General features: G+C 40.9%; 16 protein-coding genes. 14 read left to right on the top strand and 2 right to left on the bottom strand.

Annotated elements, in window-relative coordinates:
* Nucleotide 1 precedes the first annotated feature (1 nt).
* From J2S11_RS11415 to murA, 5 genes are all read left to right on the top strand, one after another.
* Nucleotides 2–1,507 carry a complex I subunit 4 family protein gene (locus J2S11_RS11415; protein WP_307394640.1) on the top strand — a complete coding sequence of 502 codons (1,506 nt, stop codon included), beginning with the start codon at nucleotides 2–4 and terminating at the stop codon, nucleotides 1,505–1,507.
* A gap of 4 nt (nucleotides 1,508–1,511) precedes the next feature.
* Nucleotides 1,512–3,038: an NADH-quinone oxidoreductase subunit NuoN gene (nuoN, locus tag J2S11_RS11410; RefSeq protein WP_307394638.1), complete on the top strand. Its 1,527-nt coding sequence runs from the start codon at nucleotides 1,512–1,514 to the stop codon at nucleotides 3,036–3,038.
* A 376-nt stretch (nucleotides 3,039–3,414) separates the two neighbouring features.
* Nucleotides 3,415–3,660 carry a DUF1146 family protein gene (locus J2S11_RS11405; RefSeq protein ID WP_307394636.1) on the top strand — a complete coding sequence of 82 codons (246 nt, stop codon included), beginning with the start codon at nucleotides 3,415–3,417 and terminating at the stop codon, nucleotides 3,658–3,660.
* Between the two features lie 182 nt (nucleotides 3,661–3,842).
* Nucleotides 3,843–4,667: a YwmB family TATA-box binding protein gene (locus J2S11_RS11400; RefSeq protein ID WP_307394634.1), complete on the top strand. Its 825-nt coding sequence runs from the start codon at nucleotides 3,843–3,845 to the stop codon at nucleotides 4,665–4,667.
* A gap of 36 nt (nucleotides 4,668–4,703) precedes the next feature.
* Entirely contained in the window at nucleotides 4,704–6,065 is a 1,362-nt protein-coding gene (murA, locus tag J2S11_RS11395; RefSeq protein ID WP_307394632.1) for a UDP-N-acetylglucosamine 1-carboxyvinyltransferase, read from the top strand.
* Between the two features lie 531 nt (nucleotides 6,066–6,596).
* On the opposite strand, the gene J2S11_RS11390 is transcribed toward murA, so the two are convergent.
* Nucleotides 6,597–7,088, bottom strand: a complete 492-nt coding sequence (locus J2S11_RS11390) for a GNAT family N-acetyltransferase (protein ID WP_307394629.1) — start codon at nucleotides 7,086–7,088, stop codon at nucleotides 6,597–6,599.
* 387 nt (nucleotides 7,089–7,475) lie between these two features.
* Here J2S11_RS11390 and spoIID point away from each other — a divergent pair, with 387 nt between their 5' ends.
* Nucleotides 7,476–8,495 carry a stage II sporulation protein D gene (gene spoIID, locus J2S11_RS11385; RefSeq protein WP_307394627.1) on the top strand — a complete coding sequence of 340 codons (1,020 nt, stop codon included), beginning with the start codon at nucleotides 7,476–7,478 and terminating at the stop codon, nucleotides 8,493–8,495.
* A 114-nt stretch (nucleotides 8,496–8,609) separates the two neighbouring features.
* Here the strand turns inward: spoIID and J2S11_RS11380 are convergent, their stop codons facing one another.
* Nucleotides 8,610–9,182, bottom strand: a complete 573-nt coding sequence (locus J2S11_RS11380; protein WP_307394625.1) for a CGNR zinc finger domain-containing protein — start codon at nucleotides 9,180–9,182, stop codon at nucleotides 8,610–8,612.
* Between the two features lie 205 nt (nucleotides 9,183–9,387).
* Here J2S11_RS11380 and J2S11_RS11375 point away from each other — a divergent pair, with 205 nt between their 5' ends.
* From J2S11_RS11375 to pgsA, 8 genes are all read left to right on the top strand, one after another.
* Nucleotides 9,388–10,563 carry an epoxide hydrolase family protein gene (locus tag J2S11_RS11375; protein ID WP_307394623.1) on the top strand — a complete coding sequence of 392 codons (1,176 nt, stop codon included), beginning with the start codon at nucleotides 9,388–9,390 and terminating at the stop codon, nucleotides 10,561–10,563.
* A gap of 92 nt (nucleotides 10,564–10,655) precedes the next feature.
* On the top strand, nucleotides 10,656–11,408 hold the full coding sequence (locus J2S11_RS11370; protein ID WP_307394619.1) for a M23 family metallopeptidase: 753 nt from the start codon (nucleotides 10,656–10,658) through the stop codon (nucleotides 11,406–11,408).
* A gap of 917 nt (nucleotides 11,409–12,325) precedes the next feature.
* On the top strand, nucleotides 12,326–12,616 hold the full coding sequence (gene spoIIID, locus J2S11_RS11365) for a sporulation transcriptional regulator SpoIIID (RefSeq protein ID WP_307394618.1): 291 nt from the start codon (nucleotides 12,326–12,328) through the stop codon (nucleotides 12,614–12,616).
* A gap of 185 nt (nucleotides 12,617–12,801) precedes the next feature.
* Nucleotides 12,802–13,794, top strand: a complete 993-nt coding sequence (mreB, locus tag J2S11_RS11360; RefSeq protein WP_307394616.1) for a rod shape-determining protein — start codon at nucleotides 12,802–12,804, stop codon at nucleotides 13,792–13,794.
* An 82-nt stretch (nucleotides 13,795–13,876) separates the two neighbouring features.
* Nucleotides 13,877–14,740 (top strand): flagellar hook-basal body protein, encoded by an 864-nt coding sequence (locus J2S11_RS11355; protein ID WP_307394614.1) that lies wholly within the window; start codon nucleotides 13,877–13,879, stop codon nucleotides 14,738–14,740.
* A 135-nt stretch (nucleotides 14,741–14,875) separates the two neighbouring features.
* On the top strand, nucleotides 14,876–15,748 hold the full coding sequence (locus tag J2S11_RS11350; RefSeq protein WP_307394612.1) for a flagellar hook-basal body protein: 873 nt from the start codon (nucleotides 14,876–14,878) through the stop codon (nucleotides 15,746–15,748).
* A 46-nt stretch (nucleotides 15,749–15,794) separates the two neighbouring features.
* The gene (locus J2S11_RS11345) at nucleotides 15,795–16,097 is read left to right on the top strand and encodes a DNA-directed RNA polymerase subunit beta (protein WP_307394610.1); all 303 of its coding nucleotides are present in this window, start codon (nucleotides 15,795–15,797) and stop codon (nucleotides 16,095–16,097) included.
* A gap of 97 nt (nucleotides 16,098–16,194) precedes the next feature.
* On the top strand, nucleotides 16,195–16,743 hold the full coding sequence (gene pgsA / locus J2S11_RS11340; protein WP_307394608.1) for a CDP-diacylglycerol--glycerol-3-phosphate 3-phosphatidyltransferase: 549 nt from the start codon (nucleotides 16,195–16,197) through the stop codon (nucleotides 16,741–16,743).
* Nucleotides 16,744–16,864 lie beyond the last annotated feature (121 nt).

Genomic DNA, 16,864 nt, shown 5'->3' with positions numbered 1-16,864 from the left:
GATGAATCTTATGGATTATCTTTTAACGATATTAGTATTCTCCCCGCTATTAGGTGTTTTGGCTTTGTGCTTTGTCAATAAGCAGAAGGCTGGTGTCATTAAAAGTATTGGAATTATCGCTTCCCTCATTCCGTTGCTATTGTCTTTAGTGCTTTTTGTAGCGTTTGACTTTAATGCGGAAGGGTATCAATTTGAGCACTCCTTTACATGGATTGAGTTTAGTGTTCAATCGGGGACAGAGCAATACCTGCAAATTCCTTATGAGCTTGGAGTGGATGGCTTAGCGGTATCTTTAATATTGCTTACCGCGGTTATCGGTCTGCTTGCAGCTTTAGCCTCTATCTACATTAAAAAGCGCTGGAAGGAATACTTCATCTTATTCTTCCTACTTCAGGTGGGAATGTTCGGTGTGTTCATGTCTATGAACCTATTCCTGTTCTTTATTTTCTTCGAGCTAACGATTATTCCGACGTACTTCTTAATCGGAATATGGGGCTTTTTAAAGAAGGAAAAGGCAGCCAACACCTTCTTAATCTATAACGGAATCGGTTCAGCCATTATGTTAATTGCTTTTGTTGCCTTGTTTATGACGACAGGCACGATGAATATTCAAGCATTAACAATGCTTGTCAATGATATTCCATTACTTTCAGAAGGCTTTAAGCTAGGTGTGTTTGTAGCATTACTTATTGCGTTCGGGATCAAGCTTCCGATTTTCCCACTACACACTTGGATGCTTAAGGTACACGTTCAAGCACCACCAGCTATTGTTATGATTCACTCTGGGGTTCTCTTAAAGCTTGGGGGCTACGGATTAATGCGTATCGGGGTAGGTGTATTTCCTGAGCAGGTAACGGCAGCTGCGTTCTTTTTAGCGATATTAGGCGTCATTAACATCTTGTATGGTGCGGTGCTTGCTTTCGTACAAAAGGATCTTAAAATGGTTCTTGCCTATTCAAGTATTTCACACATGGGAATCGTCCTATTAGGGATTGCTGCCCTCAATTACAGTGGATTACAAGGGGCTGTATTCCAAATGATTTCTCATGGTCTGATTTCTGCCCTGTTGTTCTTTATCATCGGTATCATCTATGAGCGTACAAAAACAACGATGATTCCAGAGCTAGGTGGTCTTGCTAAAAGCATGCCATTCATTTCAGGAATCCTGCTTGCTGCCGCGATGGCTAACCTTGGCTTACCAGGAATGAGTGGATTTGTCAGTGAGTTTTTAGCGTTCTTAGGTCTATTTGAAACGATGCCGATTGTGGCTGCTGTTGGGGTGTTAGGAATTATTTTAACGGCTGTTTACTTACTTCGTGCTGTATTAAACACAACCTTCGGGCCAACGAAGGAAGGACTGGGAGCTTTACCAGATGCGAAGGGCTTTGAAGTCATTCCAATGGTTGTTCTGCTTGGTCTCATTATCTTAATTGGTGTGTACCCAAGCATTTTAAGCGAGACCTTAGATGTTTCCGTACAAACTATATTATCTAGGATAGGAGGGTAACCAAATGGATTTAGAAACGCTTTTAAGTTATCCTTGGAGGATTATGGCTCCTGAATTTACTATCCTAGGCTTAGCTACATTTTTATCCTTACTTGATTTATTCATGAAGGAAAAAGTGAACCGCAAAATCATTGCTTGGATTGGACTTGGCGGTATCCTGCTTGCTATCTTTTTCGTCTTTCAAAACATTGGTCAGCCCGTACAAGAGATTTTGTACGACACGTACCGCTTAGACGGATTTGCTAACGGATTTAAGCTTTTATTCCTTGGTGGTGCTGCATTAGTCTTTATCATGGCTATGGATGATTATAGGAAAAATGAAATTGAGTATCAGGGTGAGTATTATTACCTTATGCTAACAGGTATTCTAGGAGCGATGATGCTAGCGTCCTCGGCCGATATGATTACAATGTTTGTCGGTCTTGAGCTGTTATCCATCTCCTCTTACATTCTCGTGGCAATCAAAAAGAAAAATCTTTTGTCCAATGAATCTGCGTTTAAGTACGTTGTATCAGGTGGGATTGCTACGGCTGTAATGCTATACGGAATGTCCTTCATTTATGGACTAACTGGAACAACAAATTTATTCGAAATCGCAAATGGTTTAAACTTTGCTTTTAACCAAGGCTATGATTTCCTGATTTATTTCGCTACGATCCTAACTTTTGTAGGTCTGGCATTTAAAATCTCAGCTGTTCCTTTCCATATGTGGGCACCGGACGTGTATCAAGGAGCACCAACTCCTATTACAGCATTTTTGTCCGTAGTATCTAAAGCAGCTGGATTTGCGATGATTTTACGCTTTTTCCTAGTTAGCTTTTTACCGATTTATGCGAATACAGGACTTGCCCCTGAGGTAGGAGACTTCTTTATCTATGATGTAGCGTTCTATATTGGGTTAGCGGCAGCTGCTTCCATGATCATCGGGAATACAGTGGCCCTCAAGCAAACGAACATCAAACGCTTATTTGCTTACTCAAGTATTGCTCAAGCGGGGTATATCCTTGTTCCCCTTACGGTCGTGAGCGGTATTCTGCTTGATGTTATGCTTTACTACCTACTAGCGTATTTATTCATGAATCTTGGTGCGTTTGCCATCATTCAAACGATTATACGTAAAACAGGTACAGAGGATATTAAAGGCTTCGCAGGGCTATATCATCGCTCTCCTTTAACGGCCTTAGCTATGACGGTGTTCTTGCTTTCATTAGCGGGACTACCAATCACTGCCGGATTTTTTGGTAAGTATTACATCTTCATGGGATCAATCGTGGCAGGTAACATTTGGCTGCCAGCTGTAATGATTCTGACAAGTGTTATTTCTTACTATTACTACTTTAAAATTATTCGTCAAATGTACATGCGTGCAGGCGAGACAGAAGAGCCATTACGCTTAGCGCCAAGTATAGGTGTTGTGGTTGTGATCTGTTTAGTAGGTACTATCCTGTTAGGAATTATGCCTTCAGGTGCGATCCAATTTATCGATACGAATTTTAATGTGAACGAGATCTTTCAAATCGTAAATCGATAAGGTTGGTTAAGGAAGTGGTCACAAAATAACCACTTTACAATTAAACTGTCCTAAGATAAACTTAATATGCTAAGATGACAAGGATTAAAGTCCTAGCTTTGGAAGATGGAGCTAGGACTTTTATTTAGTCTGCTTATGACGATGTTTTTTGTGTTGCACGAGTACTTACTAAAATGAATTTTAGTGATGAATTTTTATCAAAGTTTTTCTGATGGATTCATGAGGTTTTTATTGCTGTAAGGTTTCGTGTAGTCATTCACATTGTAATGATTACCTATAAGGTATATTTAAAGTCATTTGAAGGAATTTAAAGGAACTTGGATGAAAATTGTCGAAATAAAATAAATGAATATGTGAAATAAAGAGAGGTGCTCGTATGTGGGATGCTGCTGGAAATGCACTAGCTAGTGCGGCCATGTTTAATATGGTTGTTTCGCTTGTGTTTATCGCCATTAGCTGGTGGGCGTTGCAGGTGTTTAAGTTTGACTTATTTATCCGCAATGTGAACAGCGTACAAGCCAAGCTTTTACAGCTTTTACTCTCCGTTTTTATCGGACATGGTGTAGCTAGCTTTTTTATAGAATATTTGAACTGGACCACTATGCTAAGATACATATTCTGATGTCGTGTAAGCTGATAATGAAAAAATTGGACAACTTTATTTACCTAAACTCATCGTGGATTTCCCCTCCATTAACAAGGATTTTTCGACAAGATGTCGAGAAAAGACAGATTTTTTCAAGTATGTCTGTTTGTAAGATGGAGAAAATGGGAATAAGAAAGTGACGATGAGGAGAGAGAAAAATGACGTTGTCAGGAAAACGTTTGAAGGCAAGCTGGGTGAAACGTGGTTTAAGTGGGTTGTGTTTGATTTTTTTGGCGCACACTGGGTTACAGGTGCATAGTATGACAATAGATCAAGCTTTTCCGTCTATAGGAGAAATAACTCAGGAGCTTTACAGCGTTGCTGAACAAGAAGGGCTAGAGCAGCTCAAGTGGTCGGTCGTTTGGAGAGGACAGATCCCTTATGAGCAGCAGGAGAACGCTTTGGCTTGGATAAACTCATCGCCTCGCCCATTTGGTGAGAAAGATACTTCTGAAGCTGATTTGATGAAGAATAATTTTGCTTCAGATCATCCGATTCTTCAAGAGTCCTGGACAAAAGAGGAGCAGGATACTGTTCTACAACTCCAGCTCTACTCATACCCCCACAAAGGACACAGTATCACGAATTTTATCTTGGTCTGGTCAGGGGATAAATCCATCAATATGTGGGATACATACGTGCCTCACATAGAAGAATTAGAAGAACGGATTAGTGAACAATTTACGCCTGAATATGAAGTATTTACAACGATAGAAGGAGTAGCAGATCCAATGCTCTTACATTTGGATCAAGCACAGGATACCTTCACAAATTGGATTATGGATGCCTATAATGGAAACCTTTCACATGTTGTTTCAGATACGAATTTTCTAAGTGTAACAGGATATATACCGGCTTGGGGAAATCAGATCCTTTCTGTAGGGCAAGATATCACGAACGTACAATTATCTGCACGTTACAATGCTATCGCTGAACAAACCCGAGTAACCCTAGGTTATCCGCTAATCTTAACAGAGCATTAACAGGTTCAACAAGTCTTATACGCGGAGGGGAATGAATTGGATAAAATTATTGTCCATGGTGGGAAGCGATTGTCAGGAAGAATAAAAGTGAGCGGAGCAAAAAACGCTGTTTTACCTGTCATTGCCGCATCGATTCTAGGAGCCAAAGGAAATAGCATGATTGATGAAGTTCCAGCACTAGATGATGTATTCACCATTATACAAGTACTAAAGGAATTAAATGTAGAAGCAAGCTTCCAGCAGGGACGCATAACGATAAATGCAACGCATGAGCTACAAACCGAAGCGTCATATGAATTTGTTCGTAAAATGAGAGCATCCGTTTTAGTCATGGGGCCATTATTAGCTCGCTTTGGCAAAGCTAAAGTTGCTTTACCAGGGGGCTGTGCGATTGGTTCTAGACCTATTGACCAGCACCTTAAAGGCTTTGAGGCATTAGGAGCTACAGTGACCCTAGGTAACGGCTTTATTGAAGCTAAGGTGGATGGAAGGCTACAAGGGGCTAAGATTTATTTGGATATCCCAAGTGTTGGTGCTACGGAAAACATTATCATGGCTGCCGCCTTGGCCGAAGGAACAACGGTCATCGAAAACGTTGCGGAGGAGCCTGAAATTGTTGATCTTGCCAACTATTTGAATGCTATGGGAGCAAAGATTCGGGGAGCAGGAACAGGGACCATTCGAATTGAAGGTGTTGAAGAGCTCGTTGGAGTTCAACACACAGTCATTCCAGATCGAATTGAAGCTGGAACCTATATGATCGCTGCTGCGTTAACCAGAAGTAATTTATTTATTGAAGGGGCAATTGGCCATCATTTATATCCTTTAATTGCGAAGTTAACAGAAATGGGTGTCGAGGTTCAGGAGCAGGAAGACGGCATTCAGGTCAATGCAGAAGGCAAAAAGCTAAAGGCTGTGGACGTCAAGACCTTACCACACCCTGGATTCCCAACGGATCTTCAAGCTCAGATGCTTGCTTTACTTTGTACAGTTGAAGGCTCTAGTGTCATCACAGAAACGGTGTTTGAGAACCGCTTTATGCACGTGGAAGAGTTCAAGCGTATGAACGCAGATATAAAAATTGAAGGACGCTCAGCCTTTATTAAAGGAGTTACACCATTTAAAGGTACAAAGGTGACAGCGACAGATTTACGTGCTGGAGCGGCTCTGATATTAGCTGGTCTTGTAGCTGAAGGCTTTACCGAGGTTAGTGGGCTACAGCATATTGATCGAGGCTATGAGGACATCGTACAGAAGCTTATGGGAATTGGCGCTCAGCTAGAGCGTGTGGATGCTGAAGGTCGTACTAAGCATTTCACAGTAACAGAAGCAGAAGTAGAAAAAGAAATTGCACCAGCCTTAACGGCTGCGGTGAAGCCTTCCGCTTCGTTTGCTTAATTAATATTTCTTTATAGGTATAGCGAGTTTTTAATAAATTCTTTCCAACCATGTGTTAATGCAAAGTTAAAAAAACTGTGTATAAGAAAAACTTTTTATCAATTTAAATTTGTGAAAGATAAGCACTTAGGGATTGAGAAACCTCTAAGTGCTTTTTGTTGCATTCGGTTGGTGGAATGATATCTTTCTTTATCAGAGGCAAACATGGATGCTTAAAAAAATAAACCAACAAAACCAGCTAAATTTAAGAAATTAAATGCAAAAATACACTTAACACCACAACATTTTTCATGAAAAATATATTAACTGCAAAAGTGCAATTAATTTGTATAAATATCACTTTTTTTATTGATTTTTAAAAAATAAGTGCATTTTCGCATTTAGAATCCAATTATAGTAAAGAAAATATAAAATTAAGTGTATTATTGCATTTGACATATAAGTGGACAAACCTATTTGACACTTTGTACCTAGAAAAATAGGGATACATTCAAATCATATACTTATCAAAGCAAGAAGCCGGAGAGATTGTCAGAGCTTAGCAATAGCCATCGCCTTCCTAAGCTCAATCTCATCTCTAATAGGTATTCCGTCATTTCCGACCATAGGAATTTCAGGCTTAATTTCTCTAGCCTTTTCTACCGCATTCAAATGCAATTTTGATAACATATATCCACGTTTTTGGTAAAACTTTAAGGCGTGCAAATTATCATTGGTTGTAATCAAGGTAATCACCTTCCGTTTATGCTGAAGAGCAGCTTCCTCCACTTTTTGTACCAATAAAGTCCCGATCCCTTTTCCTTCTTCTAAGCTGTCTAAAGAAATGATTTCACATTCTGCTTCCTTCAAGATATAAGTAACGAGTCCAACAATCTGCTTTTCTTGATTTAAAGCAGCGAATCCGTCTAACGTACTGCAGTCGTATGTACCGCTCGATATGACCATTTCGGGGCTACCCCAATGCTCAGTGAAAAAGTCGATAAGGCTATCCTGCGACAGCTCCTTTGTTGATAAAATATTCATTATTGTCGTGGTCCTCCTTTGTGGCTTTACGGTTATTAAGTGTAGATGATATGCTCTGTATTGTACAGTTTAACCTAGAAGGAGTGATTTGTGATGGGATTCGGATGGGTTATTATAATTGCTATCGTTTTCTCCCCTATGTTTTATGCTATAAATAGACGTCTAAGTAATATGGAGTCTAGGCTTGTGGAAGTAGAGGCCGAGCTCAAGAAACTAAAAAACTAGTCTGGATATAATGTTCCTGCTGTGGAGGCACTAGCTTTCTGATTAAAAAAATAATAGATTCAAAGATTCAATCATCATATTTCATTCATTCCTTTCATATCATGTTTTGAGGTAGATGTTGTTGTCCATCTTCGAAAAAACAGATATAGGAGTGAATCAGAAATGGTAAAGTCAGTAGTCGTATTTACATCCATTATACTTGTATGTATTCTTGTCATTCCAGCGATCGTTGTCCAATTTATACCACAGGGCGTTGGACAAGTTCAAGAGGTGCCTACCGTACAGCAGGTAGAACAGACCCAAGCAACAAAAGGCCCCATCATAACAGTTGCCGTCTATCGAGAAGCCAAAGGAATCATTGAACAGGTTAACCTAGAGGAGTATATTCAAGGCGTGGTTGCCGCAGAGATGCCCACTGATTTTGAGCTGGAAGCACTAAAGGCTCAGGCGCTAGCTGCAAGGACGTATATTGTCCGCCGCCTAGTAGAAAAGGATTTTTCAGATGTACCTGAGGGAGCCTTGGTGACGGATACGATTCAGCATCAGGTCTACTTAAATGAAGAAGAGCTCCAAGAGCGTTGGGGATTTAATTATGAAAGAAATAGAAATAAGATTCAGCAGGCTGTTATGGAAACGGTAGGACAGGTTCTAACGTATGAGGGTAAGCCTATCACAGCAACTTTTTTTTCTACATCTAACGGGTACACCGAAAACTCTGAGGATTATTGGAATGCAGAGCTACCTTATCTGCGGAGTGTTGAAAGCCCGTGGGATGAGGAATCGCCTAGGTTTGAAGAGGTTATACGAATGGGGATACAGGAATTTCAGCAAAAGCTTGGTGTAACACTCACTCAAACGACTAGCACGAATCAGGATCAGCCTGTTGCTGCCATATTATCTCGTACGGCTGGAAACCGAGTGAAGGAAGTGAAGGTCGGTGATCAGACGTTTAGTGGAAAGGATCTGCGAGAAAAATTAGAGATATCTTCCTCTCATTTTGATATTAACCTTGATGGACAAGAATTGGTGATTCGTACAAAAGGCTGGGGTCATGGTGTAGGCATGAGCCAGTGGGGAGCAAACGGCATGGCTAAAGAAGGCTACGGTGCTGAAGAAATAGTAAAATATTATTACCAAGGGATAGACGTGCAGGATTATCGGGACTGGATCGTGCAAAAATAGGAGAGCATCTTTTCGTCTAAGCGATTAAACAAAATTTTATAGGTAAAAAATAATCAAAATTATATAGTGAACACCCTCGCGTAAACGATGAACGTGAGGGTGTTTTTGGTACATTTAGGAGTTAGATTCAAGGGGTTTATGTTTTTGTCTAAAAGTCTTGTTTTTGGCCCTATTACCACAAGCCTTCATGGAGCACCATTTCCCTGTCCCAGGTCTTGAACGATCTACAAAAACCCACTGACAGTCCTCTGCTGAACAAACCCTTAGACGGGACCATAGCCCGTTCCTCTTTATTTCAAATATGACAGCAAGTAAGCTGGCTACCCCTTTTTTTCCACCTGTTTCCGTAGACTTATGAAAGGCGTACCCTTTTTCGAAAACTAGGTAGAAGTGAAAGGATTGAGCCAGTTCATTTAGCAATGCCTCTTTACATACCTCAATGTCATTACAAGAGTCATGATTCATAATGGCTTCTCTTGCTCCGACTCGAAGCTTTAAAGCTAATTCGAGATCTTCTTCAGAGATCATGTCTTGTTTAGAAATAAGCTGTTGCCCCACCAGCCAGCTGTAAAGCTGATCAGGCTTTTGGAGATGATCTATTCCCGTGTCTCCTTCGAAACGCCTACGTTTGTCATATGTGTTTATAAAATCGGCTATCAATTCAAGCTCGCTGTACTCATTTTTCATAACAATGCTCCTACACTTAATTGACTTCCAATGACTTAACCATTAAAATATTTTTAGTGGTTATTAACCATTTATTTTTTTTTAATAGGTTAGTTATTGTTATTAGCTAATCATTCAGCCCTACTCTCTAATCATCTATCGTTATTAGTTTAGCAAAAAATCCAGCTATATGACATCTTACTATACAAAGGAGAGAATATACGATATGAATATCCGCCCTTACACTGTTCGTGTTGATAAGACAGAAATAGAAGAGTTAAAAAAGAGGCTACAGAATACAAGATGGCCCGATGAAATAGAAGAGGCGCAATGGGAGTACGGTATCCCCTTGGCATTTATGAAGGATATGCTCCATTATTGGAAGACAGAATTTAACTGGAAGAACGTTGAAGATCGAATCAATTCCTATGCCAATTATCAAGCAGATATTGATGGGATAGCGCTTCATTTTATTTATGAGCGTGGAAGCGGACCAAATCCAACTCCCCTTATCATTCCCCATGGATGGCCAAGTACTTTTTATGAAATGCTTAATCTTATTCCATATCTGACGCATCCTGAGAGGTTTGGAGGTGATCCAGAGGACTCATTTGATGTCATTATCCCATCCTTACCTGGACATGGATTTTCATCCTCCCCTAGGCAAGCAGGCTTCGAGGATCGACAAGCAGCCTACTTACTAGTGAAGCTAATGGAAGGGTTAGGCTATAACCAGTTTGCTGCGCACGGATATGATCTTGGAGCTAGTGTTTTAGGCTTGCTGTGCTTGGATTACCCACAACAGGTCATAGGCTATCATACAACATCGCCTGGAAATCCTAGCCCATATATCTCAGCAGACGAAAAGCTTTCTCAAGAGGAGCGGAATTTTCTCTCCTACACTAAGAAGTGGTACAACGAAGAAGGTGGCTACGCTCATCTTCTCGGTACTAAGCCCCAAACGCTAGCGTATGCACTAAATGATTCACCAGCAGGATTGGCCGCATTTATTCTAGAGAAATGGTACCTCTGGACAAGCCCGCCAAGCGGAGAGCTGTTAGAGCATTTCAACAAAGAAGACCTACTAGCTAATGTGTCAATCTATTGGTTTACTCAAACTATAAACGCAGCGAATCGTTACTATTTTGAAGGTCAGCATACAAAGTGGCCAGGGCCAACTGATCGCTCTCCCGTCCCTATAGGTGTTTCCTTAACAGCTACTCAGCCACATGAACGCCCGCCAAGAGAGTATGTTGAACGACTTTTTCCTACTATTCTAAGCTGGGAAGAACTGCATACAGGTGGGCACTTTGTGGCACAAGAGCAGCCAAGGCTAGTGGCTGAAAGAATCAGGTCTTTTTTTCGAGGAATTAAAGATTCTGGCAATAGGGAAGAGGGATAAGATCTTCGTTCAAGGGTACACTAAAAATTTTCACACACAGCATGTATAAACACTAGTATTCTGGCAAGAATGATTGCTGAGGTGATGAAAAAATGAAAGAAGATCAAAATCAAAACAACCCTGCAGAAGAGCAGAAAGAAGAGCAATACCCAAATCCAAGCTCGACTGGTTCTTCTGGATGGAAAAAAATGATCAAAAAGAAATGGTTCTTCCCAGCCATCTATCTAGTAGCTGCAGCTCTTATACTTGCCCTCATTACGTGGTATCAGAACCCTAACGATTTTGCCATTGATTCCAATGAGCTAGGGTTTGATACAGAAGATGACGTAAATGTAGGAGAACGTGATGATGATACAGCATTGGACGATGAATCCATGCCTGTAAACACCCAGCAGGAGGATATGATCCGGCCTGTAGCCGATAACGTTAACGTGCAAGTGGTGTTAAGCTACTTCGAGGATGTCAGCTCAGCGGAGGATAACCTGCAGGCTATGGTTGAATACGATAATACGTTTTATCCTAGTCGTGGAGTGAGCTTTGCTATGGAAGACCAGGTGGAAAGCTTTGATGTTCATGCGGCCCTTTCAGGGACGGTTATTCTAGCAGATAAAAGTCCACTGGTTGGGAATTACGTAGAAATTGAACATGAGGATGGGCTAGTGACCGTTTATCAAAGTCTAGAGCACGTACAAGTAAGTGAAGGTGATCGAGTACAGCAAGGTGATGTGATTGGTCAGGCTGGACGCAATGAACTGCACAAGGAGTTAGGTGTCCATGTTCACTTTGAAGTACATGAGAATGGAGAACCGGTTAATCCAAATAAATATTTGCGTGCAGCAGAATAAGTACTTTGTAATTTGAAAAAGGTTAACTCAAAAAGCGCCTTTTCCACCATAGAAAATTGCATCTCCAATTGTTGGTTGTGTCTTACAATCGGGGTGCAGTTCTTGGTGGGGACAGGTGCCTTTTTATGCAATTTTGTAGTTTGAGAAGGGGCTTGATTCAAGCTCTTTTTCTAACGGACAAAATGGCATCTTAGCCATGCTTTTTTGAGGGCTGTTAATTCTAACGGACAAAGTTGCACCTTAGAAGGTTCATCGGATAAAAATCAGAATAATTTGCTCTCTAACGGTCTAAAATGTCCGTTAGAAATCAAAAGAAGTAAAAAACCAGTCTAAGGGTCTGAAATGACCGTTAGAAGTCAATTTGATAATTTGTCATAGCTCACTAATTCATCTGAACGGATTTTATCAGGCTTAAGTACATTACACTAATTCATCTGAATGGATCTAATAAGGCATAACTAAATGGCACTAATCCTTCTATGCGAACCTAGTTATGCCATAAACCACAAGCTAATCTTGCTAGAAATATGTATATCGTCAGCCTTAGAAGCTTCTCTTATCAGCCGCCCAGTCATCACACCAAAAGCTGTAAGTCTGGTCTTACCAGTTGCCTGCTCATCACATCAAAAATTGTATGTCTTGTCCGATAGTCGGTTGCTATTCACCCACAGTTTGTATGTCTTGTCCGACAGCCACTTACTCTCCACCCACAGCTTGTAAGCCTTGTCTACTAAAGCTTGCTAACCTTGTCTACTGCAATGGACGAGTCTAACAACATGTCAGGCACCGTAAGGAAAGGACAGCATTTTATAAAAAAAAATAATTCTTTTAGCTTGTCAGGCTTGGATTTATAGAATATATGCCCTCCTTGACCAATATAATGTATCAGACTAAATTGAACTCAGGAGGCGAGGGGAGTGCACGATTACATCAAAGAGCGGACCCTAAAGATCGCTCTGTACATTGTTGAAACGCGTAATACGGTTCGCACGATCGCAAAAGAATTTGGTGTGTCAAAAAGCACAGTGCACAAGGATCTAACTGAACGACTACCCGATATAAATCCAGAACTAGCAAATGAAGTCCGAAAGATCTTGGAATATCATAAATCTGTGCGTCATTTAAGGGGGGGAGAGGCGACTAAAATTAAATATAAACACACAGGCAAGCCGAAGCTGGCGGAGTCATTTATTGAAATAAAATCTTAATGACAGTTTCTGAGGACAAAGGATTCAATTTTTACACAAAATATCACAAAAAATAAATGTTTTTCTTTGTAGAAAAAAGGAGAATTCCCTAGTCGTAGCGAATAAATACTATAGAAAATAATCGAATTATACGAGTCTCTTAAGGATGATGAACGTATCGTTGAATGACACAGGGAGGATAAAGGATGTTTAGTAGGGATATTGGGATTGATTTGGGCACAGCAAACGTGCTCATCCATGTAAAAGGCAAAGGAATCGTCTTGAATGAACCAAGCGTTGTAGCGATAGATCAGAAGTCTGGAAAAGTGTTAGAGGTTGGCCATGAGGCACATCGTATGGTTGGGCGAACACCAGGAAATATTGTAGCCGTCAGACCGCTAAGGGACGGTGTGATTGCAGATTTTGAAATTACAGAAGCGATGTTAAAGCACTTTATTCATAAAATAGGAGTAAAAAGCTTCTTTAGAGCACCTAGAATTCTCATTTGCTGCCCAGCCAATATTACTTCAGTAGAGCAGAAAGCGATCAGAGAAGCAGCAGAAAAAAGTGGCGGTAAGCCGGTATACTTAGCAGAAGAACCAAAGGTCGCAGCGATTGGAGCCGGAATGGATATTTCTCAGCCAAGCGGTAACATGGTTGTTGACATCGGCGGTGGGACGACGGATATAGCTGTACTATCCATGAGCGATATCGTCACCGCCTCTTCTATTAAAGTGGCTGGAGACCGTTTTGATTACGCAATTCAAAGCTACATAAAATCTAAATATAAGCTCCTTATCGGAGATCGGACGTCAGAGGATGTAAAGGTAAACATTGCTACTGTGTATCCAAATGGTCGTCAGGAGGAAATGGACATACGTGGAAGAGATATGGTAAGTGGTCTTCCTCTTACCATTACTATAAAATCATCTGAGATCTACGAAGCGCTTGAGGAGCAAGTAGCCAGTATCGTAGTAGCCTCCAAAAGCGTCCTGGAAAAAACGCCACCTGAGCTATCAGCTGACATTATTGATCGGGGCATTATTTTAACGGGTGGAGGAGCCCTGCTTCATGGATTGGACAGGCTCTTAGCAGATGAATTAAAGGTTCCTGTGCTTGTCGCTGAAGACCCTATGACTTGTGTGGCAAGGGGTACAGGTATGATGCTAGAGAATTTAGATCAATTTGTGAAAGCCTAGGAATAGGATTAAAGTTTTTCTTTGTATTGGACGATAATAGTAGTAATAGACCAGTTTAGGGAAAACAAATTGAGGTGAACAGATGTTTAGAGGAATTTATACCGCTACCTCTGGAATGGTGGCAAGTGGACGGAAGCAGGAGCAGCTGAATCACAATCTTTCCAATGTAGATACGCCGGGCTACAAACAGGATAATACTGTCCTTCGTGCGTTTCCAGATATCTTGATGCACCGCGTTCGGGATGAACAAGGGTTTAATGTGGACGGTACAGGGGTTCCAACCACGCAAGGTATGACACCGCTTGGAGTTTTACACACGGGAGTCTATGCTCAAGAGGGAATCCCGCTTTTTAGACTTGGTGACCTTCGTGAGACAGGACGTCCTTTGGATATTGCTTTAGTAGATCCTAATATTCTGAATCCAGAAACAGGACAGCAAGGGCATGTATTTTTTTCAGTTCAGACTGGTGCGGAAGAGACACGCTATACAAGAAACGGACAGTTTTCTCTTGATGAGCAAGGGTATCTAACAACGAGTGAAGGCTACTATGTGCTTAACAACGCTCAGCAGCCCATTCAGATCTTAAGTGGAGAGTTCCGCGTTTCAGCGGCAGGTGACATTTACCAGATCACGCCTTTAGGAGAAAATCTTGTTGCAAGGCTTGCATTAGCCTATACAGAGGAGCCTGAACAGCTTGTAAAAGAAGGGAACAGCCTATATCGTTTTGAAGGTGAAGGGGCTCTACAGGATCTTGCAGCTGTTGGGTTTGTGAACGGAAATAATTTTCAGGTTAGACAAGGATTTATTGAAGGATCAAACGTAGATCTGACAACGACAATGACTGAAATGATGAGCACGTATAGATTATATGAAGCAAACCAACGTGTTTTACAGGCGTATGATCGGAGCCTAGAGAAAACCGTTACTGAAATTGGCCGAGTGTAAAGTAAGGTAGCTTAGTCAACAGAGGTAAATCTATACATGTGGTCAACCGCCGCCACATCAAATGAAACACAGTAAGCAGTGCAATCAAATAAAACAACAATAAGTAATAAGTAAAAACCGAAGCAGGTGAAAAAAATGAATTTTTCCATGGTTACAGCAGCGAATTCCTTAAATCAGGTGCAGAAAAAAATCGACACGATCTCTCATAATATTGCCAATGTAGGGACAGCAGGCTACAAAAGAAGAAACGCTACCTTCCAAGAGCTTCTTGTTCAAGAGGTAACGAACCAGCCTCATCCACAAAAAGAAATGGGACGTATTACTCCGGATGGCATCCGCTTGGGTTCAGGAGTGGGAATTGGGCAAACGACCGTATTTTTAGGTCAGGGAGCTATTCAAGAGACAGGACGTCATTTTGATTTTCTGATTCAAGGAGAAAGAGGATGGTTTCCTATTCAACGTACTACGACGGACGAAAATGGAGACGCTGTTACGGAAACTTTATATACACGGAGCGGTTCCTTCCAAGTGGTGAGGAATCCTGGCTTCGATCCTGAAACAGATACGGACGATGTGATGCTTGTGACGTCTCAGGGGGATGTGGTTCTGGGAAGTGATGGTCCAATTACATTTAGCTCGGAATATAAGAGCTTTAATGTTTCTCCAGCAGGAGAAATCCATATTGAGCTAGCAGACGGTACAACTGTACCAGCTACGTCCAACCTACAAATCATGGAAATAGCAAGACCTGACTTGTTAGTTGGAGTGGGAGAAAGCTTATTCCGTCTTGAGAATACACAAGGATTGAATGCCGATGTTATTTCCCCTATTGATTTAACAGCCAGAGAAGGATATGCTATACAACAGGGGGCATTAGAAATGTCTAATGTCGATCTTACTCAGGAGCTAACGGAGTTACTCGCTGCGCAAAGGTTACTTCAGTTTCAAACTAGAGCGATCTCCTTAGCGGATGATATGATGGGGCTAGCTAACACAATACGTTCTTAACCTACAACTAGAGTAGCTAGTGTCCAATAATAAAGGAGTTTAGAAGATGACAACTCAAGAATCTGAACATAAGCAGGACCAAGCAACCTTAACGGATCCAAAAGCTACTCCTTCGAAAAACGGAGCTTCTTCAAAGCAGAAGCCCAAGAAAAAGAGGAAGAAAAAGAGAAGCTTAGGTCAGCGGGCGCTAGGTTCAGTGGCGAAATGGTTTTTTATCATTTTCTGCTTCGTGTTCTCCGTTATTTTTGGTCTTGTAGTTGGATATAGTATCATAGGTGAAGGCAGTGTCGGTGATGTTTTTAACATTGGCACATGGAAGCATCTTTATGATCTAATTTTTACAAGATAAGCGGCTACGTTAAAATCAGTCACATATAATGGGTCATCTAAAAGCTTCGGTCACGACCGAAGCTTTTGCCACGCATAAGGAAAGGGGCTAGAACCAAGTGAATATTCCTAACCTCATCACAATAGCTAGGTTCTTTTTTATTCCTCTTTATTTTGTTTTGTTTTTTTCCGATTTAGCGTTAGCTAATTTGTATGCCTTTTTAATCATTATCCTTGCAGGGTTAAGTGATATATTAGATGGCTATCTGGCTAGAAAAAATAATCAAATAACCGATTTAGGGCAGCTATTAGACCCATTAGCTGATAAACTTATGATGCTTGCGGTCATCCTGTCTTTTGTTATCGATAACAGAATTTCATGGCTAGCGGCAGGGGTGTTTTTCTTCCGAGATATAGCGATGATTGTCGCCTCGGTCTTTTTCCACCTAAAAAAGTACAAGATTCTAGCAGCAAACGTACTAGGCAAAGCCACAACGGTGTTCTTCTATTTTGCTTTTGTTCTACTTATGTTCCAGCTCCCATATGGTCAAGAAGTCCTGTGGGCGGCTATTCTATTCTCATTCGTGTCTAGCATCGTGTATACAAAAAACTTCATGAAAGCCAAAAAAGAGTTTGAGGCTGATAAGAAGTCTGAAGAAGCGGTTTAACTTTAAAATTCTATGTAACAAGCAATTCGTTAACATGAAGAGGCTATATAAGATGAGCTTAACAAGTAAAAATAAAGTCAAAGAGTAAAAGAGCTCCCCTAATGGGAAAGCTCCTTTATAT

The organism is Bacillus horti (genome assembly GCF_030813115.1).
GTDB lineage: Bacteria > Bacillota > Bacilli > Caldalkalibacillales > JCM-10596 > Bacillus_CH > Bacillus_CH horti.
The sequence above is the reverse complement of the archived record's forward strand: the minus strand, read 5'-3'. Positions and strand labels throughout refer to the sequence as shown.

What these genes read in the sequence shown, in the direction of transcription:
- J2S11_RS11415 (WP_307394640.1), top strand. Translation starts at nt 2, where the DNA reads ATGAATCTTATGGATTATCTTTTAACGATATTAGTATTCTCCCCGCTA.
- J2S11_RS11400 (WP_307394634.1), top strand. Translation starts at nt 3,843, where the DNA reads ATGACGTTGTCAGGAAAACGTTTGAAGGCAAGCTGGGTGAAACGTGGT.
- spoIID (WP_307394627.1), top strand. Translation starts at nt 7,476, where the DNA reads ATGGTAAAGTCAGTAGTCGTATTTACATCCATTATACTTGTATGTATT.
- J2S11_RS11370 (WP_307394619.1), top strand. Translation starts at nt 10,656, where the DNA reads ATGAAAGAAGATCAAAATCAAAACAACCCTGCAGAAGAGCAGAAAGAA.
- J2S11_RS11345 (WP_307394610.1), top strand. Translation starts at nt 15,795, where the DNA reads ATGACAACTCAAGAATCTGAACATAAGCAGGACCAAGCAACCTTAACG.
- J2S11_RS11375 (WP_307394623.1), top strand. Translation starts at nt 9,388, where the DNA reads ATGAATATCCGCCCTTACACTGTTCGTGTTGATAAGACAGAAATAGAA.
- J2S11_RS11390 (WP_307394629.1), bottom strand. Translation starts at nt 7,088, where the DNA reads ATGAATATTTTATCAACAAAGGAGCTGTCGCAGGATAGCCTTATCGAC.
- J2S11_RS11350 (WP_307394612.1), top strand. Translation starts at nt 14,876, where the DNA reads ATGAATTTTTCCATGGTTACAGCAGCGAATTCCTTAAATCAGGTGCAG.
- J2S11_RS11380 (WP_307394625.1), bottom strand. Translation starts at nt 9,182, where the DNA reads ATGAAAAATGAGTACAGCGAGCTTGAATTGATAGCCGATTTTATAAAC.
- mreB (WP_307394616.1), top strand. Translation starts at nt 12,802, where the DNA reads ATGTTTAGTAGGGATATTGGGATTGATTTGGGCACAGCAAACGTGCTC.
- J2S11_RS11355 (WP_307394614.1), top strand. Translation starts at nt 13,877, where the DNA reads ATGTTTAGAGGAATTTATACCGCTACCTCTGGAATGGTGGCAAGTGGA.
- J2S11_RS11405 (WP_307394636.1), top strand. Translation starts at nt 3,415, where the DNA reads ATGTGGGATGCTGCTGGAAATGCACTAGCTAGTGCGGCCATGTTTAAT.
- nuoN (WP_307394638.1), top strand. Translation starts at nt 1,512, where the DNA reads ATGGATTTAGAAACGCTTTTAAGTTATCCTTGGAGGATTATGGCTCCT.